At 63.9% G+C, this 16,471-nt stretch carries 15 protein-coding genes; 12 read left to right on the plus strand and 3 right to left on the minus strand.

The features are described from left to right. Nucleotide 1: 1 nt before the first annotated feature. Together lysA and lptM are read right to left on the minus strand one after the other, a co-directional pair. Complete coding sequence (gene lysA, locus AC1D0O_RS04825) at nucleotides 2-1,291, minus strand: diaminopimelate decarboxylase (RefSeq protein ID WP_477652418.1); 1,290 nt, start codon at nucleotides 1,289-1,291, stop codon at nucleotides 2-4. Nucleotides 1,292-1,448: 157 nt separating this feature from the next. After that, nucleotides 1,449-1,694 carry an LPS translocon maturation chaperone LptM gene (gene lptM, locus AC1D0O_RS04830; protein ID WP_477652419.1) on the minus strand — a complete coding sequence of 82 codons (246 nt, stop codon included), beginning with the start codon at nucleotides 1,692-1,694 and terminating at the stop codon, nucleotides 1,449-1,451. A 12-nt stretch (nucleotides 1,695-1,706) separates the two neighbouring features. On the opposite strand from lptM, the gene cyaY reads away from it, so the two are divergent. Continuing rightward, complete coding sequence (gene cyaY / locus AC1D0O_RS04835) at nucleotides 1,707-2,042, plus strand: iron donor protein CyaY (RefSeq protein WP_477652420.1); 336 nt, start codon at nucleotides 1,707-1,709, stop codon at nucleotides 2,040-2,042. Between the two features lie 67 nt (nucleotides 2,043-2,109). Here cyaY and AC1D0O_RS04840 read toward each other — a convergent pair whose 3' ends face one another. After that, nucleotides 2,110-4,542 carry a penicillin-binding protein 1A gene (locus AC1D0O_RS04840; RefSeq protein WP_477652421.1) on the minus strand — a complete coding sequence of 811 codons (2,433 nt, stop codon included), beginning with the start codon at nucleotides 4,540-4,542 and terminating at the stop codon, nucleotides 2,110-2,112. 268 nt (nucleotides 4,543-4,810) lie between these two features. Here AC1D0O_RS04840 and AC1D0O_RS04845 point away from each other — a divergent pair, with 268 nt between their 5' ends. From AC1D0O_RS04845 to AC1D0O_RS04895, 11 genes are all read left to right on the plus strand, one after another. Further along, on the plus strand, nucleotides 4,811-5,890 hold the full coding sequence (locus tag AC1D0O_RS04845) for a pilus assembly protein PilM (RefSeq protein ID WP_436157501.1): 1,080 nt from the start codon (nucleotides 4,811-4,813) through the stop codon (nucleotides 5,888-5,890). Further along, nucleotides 5,887-6,531, plus strand: a complete 645-nt coding sequence (locus AC1D0O_RS04850; RefSeq protein ID WP_477652422.1) for a PilN domain-containing protein — start codon at nucleotides 5,887-5,889, stop codon at nucleotides 6,529-6,531. Before AC1D0O_RS04845 ends, AC1D0O_RS04850 begins: the two co-directional genes overlap by 4 nt. Before the next feature lie 16 nt (nucleotides 6,532-6,547). Then, entirely contained in the window at nucleotides 6,548-7,216 is a 669-nt protein-coding gene (locus tag AC1D0O_RS04855; RefSeq protein WP_477652423.1) for a type IV pilus inner membrane component PilO, read from the plus strand. Continuing rightward, nucleotides 7,213-7,764, plus strand: coding sequence for a pilus assembly protein PilP (locus AC1D0O_RS04860; protein ID WP_477652424.1), 552 nt, complete (start codon nucleotides 7,213-7,215; stop codon nucleotides 7,762-7,764). Before AC1D0O_RS04855 ends, AC1D0O_RS04860 begins: the two co-directional genes overlap by 4 nt. Beyond that, nucleotides 7,761-9,884 (plus strand): type IV pilus secretin PilQ, encoded by a 2,124-nt coding sequence (locus AC1D0O_RS04865; RefSeq protein WP_477652425.1) that lies wholly within the window; start codon nucleotides 7,761-7,763, stop codon nucleotides 9,882-9,884. Before AC1D0O_RS04860 ends, AC1D0O_RS04865 begins: the two co-directional genes overlap by 4 nt. Nucleotides 9,885-10,051: 167 nt before the next feature. Continuing rightward, the gene (locus AC1D0O_RS04870) at nucleotides 10,052-10,576 is read left to right on the plus strand and encodes a shikimate kinase (protein WP_477652804.1); all 525 of its coding nucleotides are present in this window, start codon (nucleotides 10,052-10,054) and stop codon (nucleotides 10,574-10,576) included. A 60-nt stretch (nucleotides 10,577-10,636) separates the two neighbouring features. Next, the gene (gene aroB, locus AC1D0O_RS04875; RefSeq protein ID WP_477652426.1) at nucleotides 10,637-11,752 is read left to right on the plus strand and encodes a 3-dehydroquinate synthase; all 1,116 of its coding nucleotides are present in this window, start codon (nucleotides 10,637-10,639) and stop codon (nucleotides 11,750-11,752) included. A gap of 29 nt (nucleotides 11,753-11,781) precedes the next feature. After that, nucleotides 11,782-12,981, plus strand: coding sequence for a deoxyguanosinetriphosphate triphosphohydrolase (locus AC1D0O_RS04880; RefSeq protein WP_477652427.1), 1,200 nt, complete (start codon nucleotides 11,782-11,784; stop codon nucleotides 12,979-12,981). A 26-nt stretch (nucleotides 12,982-13,007) separates the two neighbouring features. After that, on the plus strand, nucleotides 13,008-14,231 hold the full coding sequence (locus AC1D0O_RS04885) for an MFS transporter (protein ID WP_477652428.1): 1,224 nt from the start codon (nucleotides 13,008-13,010) through the stop codon (nucleotides 14,229-14,231). Between the two features lie 223 nt (nucleotides 14,232-14,454). After that, the gene (locus tag AC1D0O_RS04890) at nucleotides 14,455-15,603 is read left to right on the plus strand and encodes an ABC transporter substrate-binding protein (RefSeq protein ID WP_477652429.1); all 1,149 of its coding nucleotides are present in this window, start codon (nucleotides 14,455-14,457) and stop codon (nucleotides 15,601-15,603) included. A 99-nt stretch (nucleotides 15,604-15,702) separates the two neighbouring features. Beyond that, a complete protein-coding gene (locus tag AC1D0O_RS04895; RefSeq protein WP_477652430.1) occupies nucleotides 15,703-16,413 on the plus strand; it encodes a transposase in 711 nt (236 codons plus the stop codon). Nucleotides 16,414-16,471 lie beyond the last annotated feature (58 nt).

Below are 16,471 nucleotides of genomic sequence, written 5' to 3' on the forward strand. Positions count from 1 at the left end.
ATTAACCGCCGACCAGTTGCTCCTGCCGCATCTGGTCTTCCGCGGTTTCGCGGCGGCGTATCAGGTGCACCTGGTCGCCGTCGACCAGCAGTTCGGCCGCGCGGCCGCGGGTGTTGTAGTTGCTGGCCATGCTCATGCAATAGGCGCCGGCCGACATCACGGCCAGCTGGTCGCCCGCCACCACGCTGAGCGCGCGGTCGCGGCCTATCCAGTCGCCGCTTTCGCAGACCGGCCCGACCACGTCATAAGTCATTTCCACCGCACCCTTTGTGGCGGCAGCCGTCACCGGCGCGATGGCATGGAAAGCCTGGTACATCGCCGGGCGCGGCAGGTCGTTCATGGCCGCGTCGATGATGCAGAAGTTCTTGTGCTCGCCGGGTTTGACGTAGAGCACCTCGGTCAGGCACACGCCGGCATTGCCGACCAGGGAGCGGCCGGGCTCGATCATGAGCTTTTTGCCGCCATAGCCGCGTGCATCCAGCCGGGCCAGCAATTGCTGCCACAGCGCATCGGCTTCGGGGGGCGTGTCGTTGTTGTAATTGATGCCCAGGCCGCCGCCGAAATCGATGTGCTCCAGCGGGATGCCGGCGCCTTCAATGGCCGCCACCAGGTCCAGCACCCGGTCCATGGCGTCGAGGTAGGGTGTGGCGTCGGTGATCTGCGATCCGATGTGGCAGTCGATGCCGACCACGCGCAAGCCCTTGAGCGAAGCCGCATGCCGGTAAATGCGCAGCGCGTCTTCATGCGCGACGCCGAACTTGTTGTCCTTGAGGCCGGTGGAAATATAGGGGTGCGTCTTGGGATCCACGTTCGGGTTGACGCGGATGCTGACGGGCGCGCGCAACTGAAGGGTCAGCGCCACTTCCGACAGCACGTCGAGCTCGGCCTCGCTTTCGACGTTGAAGCAGCCGATGCCGGCGGCCAGCGCCTTGCGCATTTCGGCGCGGGTTTTGCCCACGCCCGAGAAAATGATTTTTGCGGCCTCGCCGCCCGCGGCCAGCACGCGGTCGAGTTCGCCGCTCGAGACGATGTCAAAACCGCAGCCGGCGCGGGCAAACACCTGCAGCACGCCCAGCGAGGAGTTGGCCTTCATGGCGTAGCAGATCTGCGCATGGCGCCCGGCAAAGCCGCGCTGGTAGGCGGCCAGCGCCGACAGCATGGCGGCCTTGGAATACACGAAGAGCGGCGTGCCGTGCGCCGCGGCGAGATCGCGCAGGCGCAGGTTTTCAACGAAGAGCTCGCCCTCGCGGTAGGCGAAATGCGGATGGCCGGGAAGGGATGGGCGGGTCATGGGTGGTGCTGGCTGTGGAAGGAAAGGTTCGAGGTATCTTAAAGAGCGCGCGGCCTGCGCGCCATGACCGATTCAAGGTGTCTTTGCGTCGATGCCTTGGATTTCAAGGTTCAGGCAGCGCACGGCCTGGAGCCTTCCAAGGCCGGGTGCCAGGCGCTTAGCGGGCGGCCGAGGCCGGCACAACCGGTGCGGTTACGGCGGCGGGAGGTGCCTCGGGAAGAGTGGTTGATGGCGTGGGCGAGGTGGGCAGGGCCGCGGCCGGGACCTTGGGTGGCACGGGAAGGTAAAGCGCGCCTTTTTGGCCGCAACCGGCCAGCAGGGCGGCTGCGGCCACAATCGCGGCAAGGCCATGCCGGAAGCCGGGATTGCGGGCGCGGCCTAAAATTTGAACTGAAGAAACCATGACGGGATTGTAATGACGGACCTTGAATACCAGGATCTGGCCGAGCGCGCGCTCCAGGCGGTGGAAGCGACCTGCGACCGGATCAACGATGAGACCGATGCGGACATCGACAACCAGCGGACCGGCGGCATGGTCACGCTGACCTTTGCCAACAGCAGCCAGATCGTCATCAACCTGCAGAAACCGCTGCAGGAAATCTGGATGGCGGCCAAGGCCGGCGGGTTTCACTATAAATACAGTGCGGGGCGCTGGGCAGACACCAAGGATTCCAGCGAATTCTTCGCCCAGCTCTCGCGCTACGCCAGCGAGCAGGCCGGCCAGCCGCTGGTGTTCAAGGCGCCGGACTGATGCTCCGGCCGCGCTGGAAATGAAAAACGGCCCGTGAGGGCCGTTTTTTATGCGCGGTGCGCGACCGTCAGTTCTTGAACAGGTCGAGAATGCGTTTTTTCTCGTCCGAAGGCGGCAACACCTGGATCGCGCCGCCCGGTCCGGCGGGACTGGCCGGCTGGCCCGCATTGGCGGCGGCCGGGTCTTGCTGGATGCCCACGGTGCTGACACCCGAGCCCCGGGCGTACTCGCTGTAGTACCACTCGCCACCCACGTTGACGACGCCTTCGGGCGCCGGGTATTCGGCGACCGGAACGCCCTTGAGGGCGTATTCCATGTAATTGATCCAGATCGGCAGGCTCAGGCCGCCGCCGGTTTCCCGGTCGCCGAGCTTCTTGGGCGTGTCGTAGCCCATCCAGACCGCCGCCGCCAGCGTGGGCTGGAAACCCACGAACCAGGTGTCGATGGAGTCATTGGTCGTACCGGTTTTGCCGTAGAGGTCGGGCCGCTTGAGCGTGGCCTGCGCCCTGGCCGCCGTGCCGGAGCGCGCGACTTCCTGCAGCAGGCTGTCCATGATGAAGGCGTTGCGCGCCTCTATGCCCCGGGCCGACTCGTCCAGCGCGGGCGGTTTGGTATCCAGCAGGACTTTGCCGCGCTGGTCGGTGATTTTGGTGACCAGGTAGGGATTGACGCGGTAGCCGCCGTTGGCGAACACGGAGTAGGCGGTCACCATCTGCATGGGCGTGACCGAGCCGGCGCCCAGCGCCATGGTCAGGTAGGCGGGGTGCTTTTCGGCTTCAAAACCGAAGCGGGTGATCCAGTCCTGGGCGTAGGGCGCGCCAATGGCCTGCAGGATCCGGATGGAAATCATGTTCTTGGATTTCTTCAGGCCGGTGCGCAGGCTCATCGGGCCTTCGAAATTGCCGTCGTAGTTCTTCGGCTCCCAGGGCTGGCCGCCGGTCACGCCGGCGTCGAAGAACAGCGGGGCATCGTTGACCACGGTGGCGGGGGTGAAGCCTTTTTCCAGTGCGGCCGAGTAGATAAAAGGCTTGAAGCTGGAGCCGGGCTGGCGCCAGGCCTGGGTCACGTGGTTGAACTTGTTTTTCTCGAAATCAAAGCCGCCCACCAGCGCGCGTATGGAGCCGTCGCGCGGGTCCAGTGCCACAAAAGCGCCTTCGACCTCGGGCAGCTGGGTGATTTCCCAGGTGTTTTTCGGCGTTTTCGCCACGCGGATCAAGGCGCCGCGGCGGATCTTGATATTGGGGCCGGCCTTGTCGGCCAGGCCGGACTGCGCGGGTTTGAGGCCGTCGCCCGTGATTTCGACGGTTTCGCTGTTCTGGCGCATGGCCAGGATGCGCTTGGGATTGGCCTCGAGCACCACGGCCGACATGACGTCGCCGTTGTCGGGGTTGTCGGTCAGCGCGTCGTCGATGGCGTCTTCGGTTTCCTGGGGATTGGCGGGCAGGTCTATGAATTTCTCGGGGCCGCGGTAGATCTGGCGGCGCTCGTAATCCATGATGCCCTTGCGCAGTGCCTTGTAGGCCACGGTCTGGTCGGTGGCGCGCAGGGTCGTGTAGACGTTCAACCCGCGGGTATAGGTTTCGTCGCCGTACTGGTTGTAGACCAACTGGCGCACCGTTTCGGCCACGTACTCGGCATGCACCCGGCCGGCGTCGGGCCCGGTCCTGACCTTCAGGGGTTCTTCCTTGGCGGCCTTGGCCTGCTCGGCCGTGATGAAGCCGTTTTCCTCCATGCGCTCGATGATGTAGAGCTGGCGCGCCCGGGCGCGTTTGGGGTTGATGATGGGGTTGTAGGCCGACGGCGCCTTGGGCAGGCCGGCCAGCATGGCCGCCTCGGAGATCGTGATGTTCTTGAGCGGCTTGCCGAAATAAGCCTCGGAAGCCGCGGCAAAGCCGTAGGCCCGGTTGCCCAGGAAGATCTGGTTCATATAGATCTCAAGGATCTGGTCCTTGGTCAGCATGTGCTCCAGCTTGAAGGTCAGCAGGATCTCGTAGATCTTTCGGGTGTAGCTTTTTTCCGCCGAGAGATAGACATTGCGTGCCACCTGCATGGTGATGGTGGAGGCGCCCTGGCTCTTGGCCCGGCCCACGTTGGCGAAGCCGGCGCGGATCACGCCCAGGTAGTCCACCCCGCCATGCGAGAAAAAGCGCGCGTCCTCAATGGCCAGCACGGCATCTTTCATGACCTGCGGGATGTCCTTGATGGGGGTCAGGCTGCGCCGCTCCTCGCCGAATTCGCCGATCACCACCCCATCGGCGGAATAAACGCGCAGCGGCAGTTTCGGCCGGTAGTCCACCAGGTCCGAGATGTCGGGAAGGTTGGGGTAGGCAACCGACAGGGCCACGGCGACGAACAGCAGGACGCTGACGACGCCTGCGAGCAACAGGCCGGTGCTCCACAGCATAAGTTTGACCAGCCAGCGCGGCAGCCAGGACTTGGCTGGCCTTGACGACTTGGCCGGGCCGGGATTTGAATCAGGAGAGGTGGGCGTGGAGGGCATGTAGGCAATCGTAAAGTCGCGTCACTATTATAAAAATCCTGGAAACCGGGGCGTACCGGGCTGGCGCCGCCGCATCACTCTTTTACGTTTGCAGACATCGTCTTACCCCCGCCAGCTCGCTTGCACTCGGTTACAAGCGTCGGCTTTTGACAACGTTCTGGATGTGCAGAACAGGAAAAATCCTTACTGCACAAAGAGCTTACTGCTACTATTCAAGTGATTTCTTAAGTATGCAAGGCTACATATTAGCCGTCATTTGGGGACTGCCTTGATCTCTCTGGGGTCGTTATTCAACCGCCAACAACCCGCTTTGCTGGGTTTGGATATCAGTTCGTCCAGCGTCAAGCTGGTGGAGTTGAGCCGTGACAAGGCCGGTAACCTGGTGCTGGATCGCTGTGCGATCGAGCCCCTGGAACGCGGCTGGATCACCGACGGCAACGTCGAAAAATTCGACGAAGTCGCCGACGCTGTGCGCCGCCTGGTCAAAAAGAGCGGAACCCGCACCAAAAACGTCGCCATGGCGCTGCCCGCTTCCGCGGTCATCACCAAAAAAATCATCCTGCCCGGCGGCATGACGGACGCCGAACTCGAAACCCAGGTCGAGTCGGAAGCCAACCAATATATTCCCTTCTCCCTGGATGAAGTCAGCCTTGACTTCTGTGTGGTGGGCCCCAGTGCCACCTCCAGCGGTGATGTCGAGGTGCTGATTGCGGCCTCGCGCAAGGAGAAGGTCCAGGACCGTGAAGGCCTGGCGGAAGCCGCGGGGCTCAAGCCCATCGTGATCGATGTGGAGTCTTACGCTTCGCGCCTGGCAACCGCCCGCCTGATCGAAAACCTGCCCAACAAGGGGGTGGACACCATGGTCGCCCTGTTCGAGGTCGGCGCCTTGACCACCAGCATGCAGGTCATCAAGAACGACGAAGTGTTGTATGAGCGCGACCAGGCCTTCGGCGGCGCGCAACTGACGCAACTGATCGTCCGCCAGTACGGCTTTTCGCCGGAAGAGGCCGAAAGCAAGAAGCGCAGCGGCGACCTGCCGGAAGACTACGGCTCCGGCGTGCTGAAGCCCTTTGTGGAAAGCATGGCCCAGGAAATCGGCCGCGCCCTGCAGTTCTTCTTTACCAGCACCCCGCACAACAAGGTGGACTACGTCATGCTGGCCGGCGGTTCTTCCGCCCTGCCGGGGCTGACCGATTCCGTCACGCAGCAGACTTCGTTCGCCTGCCTCCTGGCCAACCCTTTTGAGGGCATGGAACTGGGCGACAGCGTGCGGGAAAAGAAAATGCGCCGTGAGGCATCGTCTTACCTGACCTCCTGCGGTCTGGCTTTGCGGAGGTTCCTGCAGTGATTCTGGTCAATCTGCTCCCGCACCGCGAAGCTGCGCGCAAGCGCAGGCGCGAAACGTTTTTCGCCACGCTTGGCATGGCCGCCCTGATCGGCGGCTTGATCTGCGGCGCCGTGTACTCCTGGTACCTCGCACAGATCGAAGCCCAGCGCAGCAAGAACAATTTCCTGAAAGTCGAGATCACGCGCCTGGAAGCGCAGATCAAGGACATCGCCACGCTGCAGGCGGAAATCGCCGCACTGAGGGCACGCCAGAACGCGGTGGAAGACCTGCAAGGCAACCGCAACCTGCCGGTTTACCTGCTCAGCGAGCTGGTCAAGCAGTTGCCTGACGGCGTGTATATCAACAGCATGAAGCAGGACAACCAGACGGTGTTCATCACCGGCGTGGCCCAGTCCAATGAGCGGGTTTCCGAACTGCTGCGCAACCTGGCCAACAACAGCCCCTGGCTGACCCGGCCGGAACTGGTTGAAATCACGGCCAGCGTGGTGTCGCTGACGCCGCGCGACCAGCGGCGTGTGTCCAATTTCTCCATGCGTGTCGGGCTCAAGCGCCCCGCCGCGCCCAAGGCGCCCGGTTCCGCACCGGCCGGCTCGACGCCTGGTGCCGCGCCGGCGGCTGCGGCGATCCCGGCCAAAGCCTGAAGCAGGTTGAACGATCATGGCAAAAACTCCCAAAATCTCCGTCGATTTCTCGTCGATCCAAAACAGCCTGAAGGCCCAGTTCTCCGGGCTTGACGCCAATGACCCGCCTTCATGGCCGGCGTTGCCGCGCTATCTTCTTTGCGTCGCCGTCACGGTTCTCGTGGTGGTCGCGCTGTGGTTTGTCTGGCTCAGTTCCTCGGACGAAGAACTGACTGCCGAGCAGGCCAAGGAAGTCCAGTTGCGGGAAGACTACAAAAAGAAGCTGGTGCAGGCGGTGAACCTCGATGTCCTGAAAAAGCAGCGCGAACAGGTTCAGCAATATGTCACCCAGCTGGAGAAGCAGCTTCCGAGCAAGGCTGAAATGGATGCCCTGCTGTCGGACATCAACCAGGCCGGCCTGGGCCGCAGCCTGCAGTTCGAGCTGTTCCGGCCGGGCCAGGTCAGCGTTAAAGAGTACTACGCCGAATTGCCCATCGCCGTGCGCGTCACGGGCCGTTACCACGACATCGGTGCTTTTGCCGCGGACATCGCCAATCTCTCCCGCATCGTGACCTTGAACAATTTGAACCTGGTGCCGGCCAAAGACGGAAATCTTGTCCTGGACACCACGGCCAAGACATTCCGCTACCTCGACCCCGAGGAAGTGGCCCTGCAGCGCAAGAGCGCCCCGGGAGCCAAAAAATGAGGCTTAACAACTATGTGCTGACCAGCGGCCTGGTATTGGCGTTATTGACGTTGGCGGGTTGCGGCTCGTCCGAGCAGGAAGAACTCCAGCAATGGATGACGGAGCAGCGCAATGCCACCCGGCCCAAGGTCGACCCTCTGCCCGAGCCCACCAAATTCTCGCCGCAGGCCTATAACCAGGAAGGCGCCATTGAGCCCTTCAGCAACCAGAAATTGACGCAGGCGCTCAAGCGTGACTCCAACCAGGCGACGGCCAATGCGGGTCTGATCGCGCCGGAACTGAGCCGGCGCAAGGAACCCCTGGAAGCCTACCCCCTGGACGCGACCTTCATGGTCGGAAGCCTGATCAAGGTGGGCCAGCCGGTGGCGCTGGTCAAGGTCGACAACCTGATTTACCAGGTCCGGGTCGGCAACTACCTTGGGCAGAATTACGGCCGGATCACGCAGGTGGGTGAAACAAGCCTTTCCCTGCGTGAGATCGTGCAGGACGCTGCGGGCGAATGGATTGAGCGGACGGCGACTTTACAGCTATTAGAGGGATCAAAATGAACAAGCAAACATGGGCATTGGCAGCACAGGGTACGGGAGGCGGCCTGACGCGTTTGCTTGAACGTGTGTTGCGCGGCGCTTCATTCGGCATGGCTTTGTCGCTGCTGGTGGCGGTGCTGCCGGCGGCCGCACAGGCGCAAAACTCCATTCAATCGGTGACCGGTTCGGTCCAGGGCGGCTCAGAGATCATCCGCATCGACCTGGCCGAGCCTTTGACCGCCATCCCCAACGGATTCACCATCCAGTCGCCGGCGCGTATCGCCCTGGATTTCCCCGGTGTCAGCAATGCCATGGGGCGGACCGCGGTGGACATGAACGTCGGTAACCTGCGCTCGGCGAACGTGGTGCAAGCCGGCGACCGGACCCGCGTAGTGCTCAATCTCAAGGCGCCGTCGACCTACAAGGCCGACATTCAAGGCAAATCACTGGTGATCACACTGGATCCGTCCTCCTCGGCAAGTGCTTCGCCAGCGGCGCCGGCGCAGGTGTTCGCGGAAAGCCGCAATCGCGACGTGTTGCCGCTCAAGGATGTCGATTTCCGCCGTGGAACCGACAGCGCCGGGCGCATCGTCGTGGGCCTGACCAATAACGAAGTGGGCGTTGACATACGCCAGCAGGGCCAGACCCTGGTCGTTGAATTCCTGAAAACGGCCTTGCCTGAGGGCCTGCGCCGCCGGCTCGACGTGGCCGACTTCGGTACGCCGGTGCAAACCGTCACAACTTTCCAGACCGGCGACAAGGTCCGCATGGTGGTGGAGCCCAAGGGCGCATGGGAGCACAGCGCCTACCAGAGCGACAACCAGTTTGTGCTGGAAATCCGCCCCCTGAAGGTCGACCCGAGCAAATTGACCCAGGGACCCGGCTACACCGGCGAGAAACTCTCGCTGAATTTCCAGAACATTGAAATCCGTTCCCTGTTGCAGGTGATCGCCGACTTCACGAACTTCAACATCGTTACGTCCGATTCCGTGACGGGTAGCGTCACGCTGAGGCTGAAGGATGTGCCCTGGGACCAGGCACTGGACATCATTCTCCAGTCCAAGGGCCTGGGCATGCGCAAAAACGGCAACGTGCTGGTCATCGCACCCAAGGACGAATTGGCTGCCAAGGACAAGCTGGACCTGGAATCGCGCAATGCCATCCAGAGTCTCGAGCCCGTTCGCACCCAGTCTTTCCAGATCAATTACGCCAAGGCTGCGGACATCGCGACACAGATCAGCGCCGGCGGAAGCGGGCCGGCGAGCGCCCGTATCCTGTCCCAGCGCGGCAGCGTCATTTCCGAAGCCCGGACCAACCAGCTGTTTGTGACCGACATCCCCTCGAGGCTGGAGGCGGTCCAAAGTCTGATCACCAAACTCGACGTGGCGGTTCGCCAGGTGCTGATCGAGGCGCGCATCGTCGAGGCTTCGGACACCTTCGGCAAGTCGCTGGGCGTGCGCCTCGGCGGCCAGCCCTTCAACCAGAACACCAATACGGCGTTCGGCGGCACCTACAGCGCGGCGACGGCGGGCACCAATGCCGGCGAATTTGTGAGCCTGCCGGGCGTGGGCCAGAACGGTTTCTCGGCGGCGACGTTTGCCGTCTCTCTGTTCAATGCGGCCAAGACGCGATTCCTCAACCTCGAAATTTCCGCGTCCGAAGCCGACGGCAAAACCAAGATCGTCTCCAGCCCCCGCGTTGTCACGGCGGACCAGGTGAAGGCGCTGATCGAGCAGGGCACGGAACTGCCGTACCAGCAGGCGACTTCCAGCGGCGCCACGTCCATCAGCTTCCGCAAGGCCAACCTGAAGCTCGAGGTCACGCCGCAGATCACGCCTGAAGGCAACATCATCCTGAACGTCGACGTCAACAAGGACAGCGTGGGCCGCGAAACGGCCAACGGCTTCGCGATCGACACCAAGCACATCCAGACCCAGGTTCTGGTGGAAAACGGCGGGACCGTGGTGATCGGCGGTATTTTTGAACAGAACGACCGCGACAACGAAACCAAGGTTCCGTTCCTGGGCGACCTGCCGGGCGTCGGCAACCTCTTCAAGCAGCGGACCCGCTCCGCCACGAAATCCGAACTGCTGGTGTTCATCACGCCCAAGATGCTGACCAACGGATCGGCACTGCGCTGAGTCCGGGGGCCGGCTGCGCCGCGAGGCGGGGCCGGTTTGGTGGAAAATGCAGGTAACGGCGGGCCCTTTGGGGCCTGTCGCGTTTGTGAAGCCGGCCCATTTCCTTTCCTTCCTCCAATCACGCATCCCGGGGCGAATGCCCCCAGACTCCATTGAATGCAAACCCGTTGAGAATCGCCTGCGTGGGCCTGCCGGGTTCGGGGAAGTCCACCGTCGGCCGGCATCTGGCCCGCAAAATAGGGCTGCGCTTCATCGATTCGGACCAGGTCATCGAGCAGCGCATCGCCTGCTCCATCCGCGAGTTTTTCGAGCGTGAGGGCGAGAACGCCTTCCGCGATATCGAGCAGCAGGTGATCGACGAGCTGACGCAGGGCCAGTCCTGCGTGCTGTCCAGCGGCGGCGGGACGGTGCTGCGCCCCGCCAATCGCCAGCACCTTCGCGAGCGCGCGCAGGTGGTCTACCTGCATTCCATTCCCGAAGAAGTATTTCGCCGCCTGCGGCACGACCAGAACCGGCCTCTGCTCCAGGTGGCCGACCCGCTGGCCAGGCTCAGGGACCTTTATGCCGCGCGCGACCCGCTGTACCGGGAAACCGCGCACTTCGTCATCGAGACCGGGCGCCCTTCGGTGTCCACCCTGGTCAACATGATCCTCATGCAGCTGGAGCTGGCCGGGTTGCTGGCTCCGCCCTGACTGCCCCTTTGGCTGCAAGCGGGTAGCCGCGGCGCGGCGAGTCCCTCTACACTCCCACCTATGCACGCAAATTCCTCTTCAGCGGCGGCGCGGGTCCAGATCGACCTTGGCGAGCGCAGCTATCCGATCGCCATCGGCAACGGGCTTCTCGGCAATGCGCTGACTTACCAGGATCTCCCGAAAGCCGCCACCGCGCTGGTGGTGTCGAACACGACGGTGGCCCCTTTGTATGCGGCGCAACTTAGCCAGGCGCTGCGCCAGCGCTATGGCAAGGTGCTGCTGGTCAGCCTGCCCGACGGCGAAGTCCACAAGGATTGGATCACGCTGCAGCTGATTTTTGACGCCTTGCTCGAGAACGGCTGCGACCGCAAGACGGTGATGTTCGCGCTGGGCGGCGGCGTGGTGGGCGACATGACTGGTTTCGCCGCCGCCAGCTATATGCGCGGCGTGCCCTTTGTGCAGGTACCCACGACCTTGCTGGCGCAGGTGGATTCCTCGGTGGGCGGCAAGACGGCCATCAACCACCCGCTCGGCAAGAACATGATTGGGGCTTTTTACCAGCCGCTGCTGGTGGTCTGCGACCTCGATGCCCTGGCGACGCTGCCGCCCCGCGAACTGAGCGCGGGCCTGGCAGAGATCATCAAATACGGACCGATCGCCGATATGGATTTCCTGGCGTGGATAGAGGCCAACCTCGATGGCCTGCTGGCCAGGGAACCCGCGGCCATGGCCCACGCGATCAAGCGCAGCTGTGAAATCAAGGCCTGGGTGGTGAGTCAGGACGAGCGTGAAACGGGCCTGCGGGCCATCCTGAATTTCGGCCACACCTTTGGCCATGCGATTGAATCCGGCCTGGGCTACGGCGAATGGCTGCACGGCGAGGGCGTGGGCTGCGGCATGGTGATGGCCGCCCACCTGTCCGAGCGCCTGGGCCTGGTCGACATGGCTTTTGTGGAGCGGCTGACCCGGCTGGTGCGGCGCGCCGGTTTGCCGGTCAAGGCGCCGGTGCTGTCGGCCACCGACAATGCCGGGCGCTACCTGGAGCTGATGCGCGTCGACAAAAAATCCGAAGCCGGCGAGATCCGTTTTATCGTGATCGACGGCCCGGGCAAAGCGGCGCTTCGCAGCGCGCCCGACGCGCTGGTGCGCGGCGTGATCGATTTGTGTTGCGCATAGTGCGCGTAACCGCCTGGAGAGCGTGAACCATGACCCTCGCGCCTTATGCCTGTGACCCCGCGCTGTCGCGCGGGCGCCGCTACACCGAACCGGTCGCGCCCACGCGCTCCGACTTCCAGCGCGACCGCGACCGCATCGTGCATTCCACGGCCTTCCGGCGCCTGGTCTACAAGACCCAGGTGTTCCTCAACCACGAGGGCGACCTGTTCCGCACCCGACTGACCCATTCACTAGAGGTCGCGCAGCTGGGGCGTTCCATCGCCCGCACCTTGCAGCTCAATGAGGACCTGGTGGAGGCCATCGCGCTGGCGCACGACCTGGGCCACACGCCCTTCGGCCACGCCGGCCAGGATGCCCTGAACGCCTGCCTCAAAGCCGGCCATCCCGAGAGCGCCGGCTTCGAGCACAACCTGCAAAGCCTGCGCGTTGTGGATGCGCTGGAAGAGCGCTACCCGGCCTACAACGGCCTGAACCTCAGCTTCGAGACGCGCGAAGGCATCCTCAAACATTGCTCCAGGCGCAATGCGCTGCGCATCGAGGCGCGCGAGCCGGGCGGCGTGGCCCGTCGATTTGTCGAGCAGCCCGCCGAAGGCCCGCAATGGCAACAGCCAAGCCTGGAAGCGCAGCTCGCCAACCTGGCCGACGAAATTGCCTACAACGCGCACGACATCGACGACGGCGTGCGCTCCGGCCTGCTGACGCTGGAGCAATTCGAGGATGTGGAACTCTTCAGCCAATATTGCCGCGAGACGCGGCTGGCCCATCCCGGCCTGCAGGGCCGCCGCTTGCTGTTTGAGACCATACGCCGCATGCTCAGCGCGCAGGTCTACAACGTGATGGATGCGACCTGGGCGGCGATTCACAAGGCGGCGCCCGCGAGCGCCGACGAGGTGCGCCAGCACCCCGCGCTGGTCTGCTTCACGCCGGAGATGGCGCGGCAGTCGGCCTTGCTCAAGCGCTTCCTGCTGCAAAACCTCTATCGCCACCCCAAGGTGGTGGAGACCACGCAGGCCGCCAAGCAAGTGGTGCGCGACCTGTTCGAGGCCTACATGGCCGACCCCGCGCAGATGCCGCAGGCCCACATCGACCGCTTTGACGGCATCGACGTCCCGCACGCCGCCGGCGCCAAGCCCGAGCGCGTGGTGGCCGACTACATCGCCGGCATGACGGACCGCTTTGCCGCCAAAGAACATGAACGCCTCAAGGGGCGGGCCGCTTTCGCGGCCTGAACTTTCACCTCACGCCTTGCCCCCGCGTGACTGAAACCAAGCCGGATACCGTCGCCAGCACGCGAGCCGCCTGGTGCGTGATCGCGGCTGGCGTGGTGGCCGCGCTGCATGTGGGCAAGCTGCCGCCCGCTTTGCCCGTGCTGGGCCAGGTGCTGGGCGTCTCGCTGCTGCAGGCCGGCTTTTTGTTGTCGCTGGTGCAACTGGCGGGTATGGCACTTGGGCTGGTGACGGGGCTGGCCGTGCAGCGCGCGGGGCTCAAGCGCAGCATGGTGGCGGGCCTCTGGGTGCTGGCCTTGGCCAGCGCCCTGGGGGCCATGGCGCCTGGTGTTTATGGCCTGCTGGCGACACGCGTCCTGGAAGGCCTGGGATTTTTGTGGGTGGTACTGCCGGCGCCGGCCCTGGTGCGCCGGCTGGTTCCAAAGGAAAAGCTGAACGGCATGCTCGGCATGTGGGGCGCTTACATGCCGCTAGGCGCTTCACTGGCATTGCTGGGCGGACCCCACCTCATCGCTTTGGGCAGCCCGCAATGGGGCTGGCGCATCCTGTGGTGGCTGCTGGCCGCACTGGCTGCGGTGCTGGCCCTGGTACTCGCATGGCGGGTGCCGGCGGAGCCGCCCGAGGCGGTCCCGGCAACCGGCCGGCCCCGCGGCGGCCAGCTGATTGCGGTGACCCTGCGTTCGCGCGCCGCCTGGCTCATGGCCATGGCCTTTGCGGCATATTCGGGGCAATGGCTCGCGGTGGTCGGTTTCCTGCCGTCCATCTATGCGCAGGCCGGCGTGGCCGCCAATTGGGCGGGGCCGCTGACGGCGCTGGCCGCCGCCGTCAACATCATCGGCAACGTCGCCGCCGGGCGCTTGCTGGGCCGCGGCCTGCCACCGGTGGTGTTGCTGGGCGCGGGCTTCCTGGCAATGGGCGGCGGCGCCTTGCTGGCTTTTTCGGGCGTGCCGCCCGCGCTGCAATACGCGGCCATCCTCGGTTTCTCTATGGTCGGCGGCTTGATTCCCGCGACCCTGTTCAGCCTGGCCGTCCGCTTGGCCCCCAGTGCCGACACGGTGTCCACCACGGTGGGCTGGATGCAGCAATGGTCGGCGCTGGGCCAGTTCGCGGGCCCTCCGCTGGTGGCCTGGGTGGCTGCGGCAGCAGGGGGCTGGCAATGGACGGGCTGGGTCACCGCGGCCAGTTCCGCGTTCGGCCTTGTCCTGGCGCTGCAGTTGTACCGCTTGACGGCTTTGCGCGCACCGACGCATTAGCGCCAGTCCCACACAATAGAGCAGCGAGGGCCGTCATCAAGGGCTATATGACGGCGCATAGGCTTATGACGTGTCGGCATTTCCCCGCTGTCTTTTCGGCTTCACACGGATTACGCTTGAGGTCTGCGCACACTTTGTGACATTTCTTTGGAACAGTAAGCGCATGCTGCAATGCAGGCATCAAACCTGCTTTGGCTATTTCCGTATCTCAAAAGGTGTTGTCATGGGTTTCAATCGGCGTCAGATAATTCTCGGTGGTGTGTCGGCAGGCGCTGTGGTGGCAAGTCCCGCGCTGTGGGCGCAAAGCAAGACCGCGCGAAAAATCGTCATTGGGCAATCCGTGCCGCTCACCGGCGCCGCCGACCAGATCGGTCTGGCCTACCTGAACGGCGCCAAGATTTACTTCGACGCAATCAACGCCAAGAACGGCGCGGGCGGCTACAAGATCGAAGTCAAAGCGCTGGACGACGGCTACGCCCCGGCCAAGGCCGCGGCCAATGCCAAGCAATTGATCGACGAGGGCGTTGACGCGCTTTTCGGTTTCACCGGTACGGCCAGTTGCGATGCCGCATTTGCCGCCGCCAAAGCTTCGGGCACCTTGTTCTTCGCGCCCTTCGCCGCGTCGGACGCGCTGCACGATCCCGCACTCAGCAACGTGTTCCATGTGCGTCCCGCATTGGCCGACGAGGCCTACAAGATCGCGCGCCATTGCGCCACGCTGAACCAGGACCGCATCGCGGTGTTTGCCGAAGACGACGCTATGGGTCGCGGCGGCTTGGCGGCCGTCAACCAGGCGCTCATAGACTTGAAGCGCCCGGCCATCGTCGGTAGCGCGCTGTCACCGGTCAACAGCGACAAGGTCGACGCGGCCGTGGCAACGCTGATGAAGGCGCAGCCGCAAGCCGTCATCCAGGTCAGCCTGTTCAATTCATCGGCGGCTTTCATCCGCAAGATGCGGCAAGCAGGCTTCGGCGGCCAGTTCCTTAATTTTTCCGTCGTCGGCATCGATCCGCTGTTCAGTGCTCTCGGCAAGGAAATCGGCGGTGTCGTGATTTCGCAGGTCGTGCCTTCGCCGCGCAGCACCGGCACGCCCATCATCAAGGAATACCTCGATGTGCTGAACCAGACCGACCAGACCCCCAGCTATGAAAGCGTGGAAGGTTATATTGCCGCCCGCACCTTCGCTGAAGGCGTGCGCCGTAGCGCGGCGGGTAGCGGCAAGCCCGACCGGGCCGGCCTGCAAAAAGCCTTTGAGTCGATGACGGACTACGACGTGGGCGGCTTTCGCGTCAACCTTCGCCCGAAGAAATACGAATCGGTGCGCGCGATCGACCTGGTCACCATCACCCCCGACGGCAAGGTCGTCCGCTAAACGCAGCGGCTTTTGTGGACCGCGAGCCCCGCGTCTTGAGGGGCCGCAAATCAGGGTCAGGTTCCAATATCATGGTGCAAACTCCAGGCATTGCATCCCATGGCCCGTCTTCCGCGTCTGACCCTTCCCGGCTACCCCCACCACATCATCCAGCGGGGCAATAACCGGCAAGCCATCTTTGCGTCCGCCGCCGATCGCCAGATGCTGCTGGGGTTGCTCGACGAAAGCGCCCGCAAATCCGGCGTTGCCCTGCACGCCTACGTGCTGATGGACAACCATCTCCACCTGCTGGCCACGCCCAGCACAGCGGAGGGCCTGCCGCAGATGATGCAGGCTGCGGGGCGGCGTTATGTGCGCTACTTCAATGACAGTCAGGGGCGCTCCGGCACCCTGTGGGAAGGGCGTTACCGCGCCACCGTGATCGAGGCCGAGCGCTACCTGCTGGCCTGCATGGCCTATATGGACCTGAACCCGGTCCGCGCCGGCTTGGTGGCCGAAGCCAGGGACTATCCGTGGTCCAGCCACGGCCACTACGCGGGCCTGCGGGTCGACAGCCTGCTGACGCCACACCCGCTGGTCTGGGCGCTGGGCAACACGCCTTTTGCCCGCGAGGCGGCTTACGCCGAACTGGTGCGCGCGGGCATCACGCTGGAGCAGCAGGACTTGCTGACCCGCGCGGCCCTCAGCGGCTGGGCGCTCGGCGGGGCTGATTTTCTGGTGGAGCTGCAAAAGCGCACGGAGCGCCGGGTGACCAAAAACCAGGCAGGGCGTCCGCCCGCGGCGCCAAAAGAGGAAGCGTCCGCCTCCTGAGCAGAACCTTATTGGGAGGCTCGTTGCAGTGGAATTGAATATGTCCCCAATTAAATTC

The sequence above is a fragment of the Polaromonas sp. P1_F2 genome (assembly GCF_056405735.1).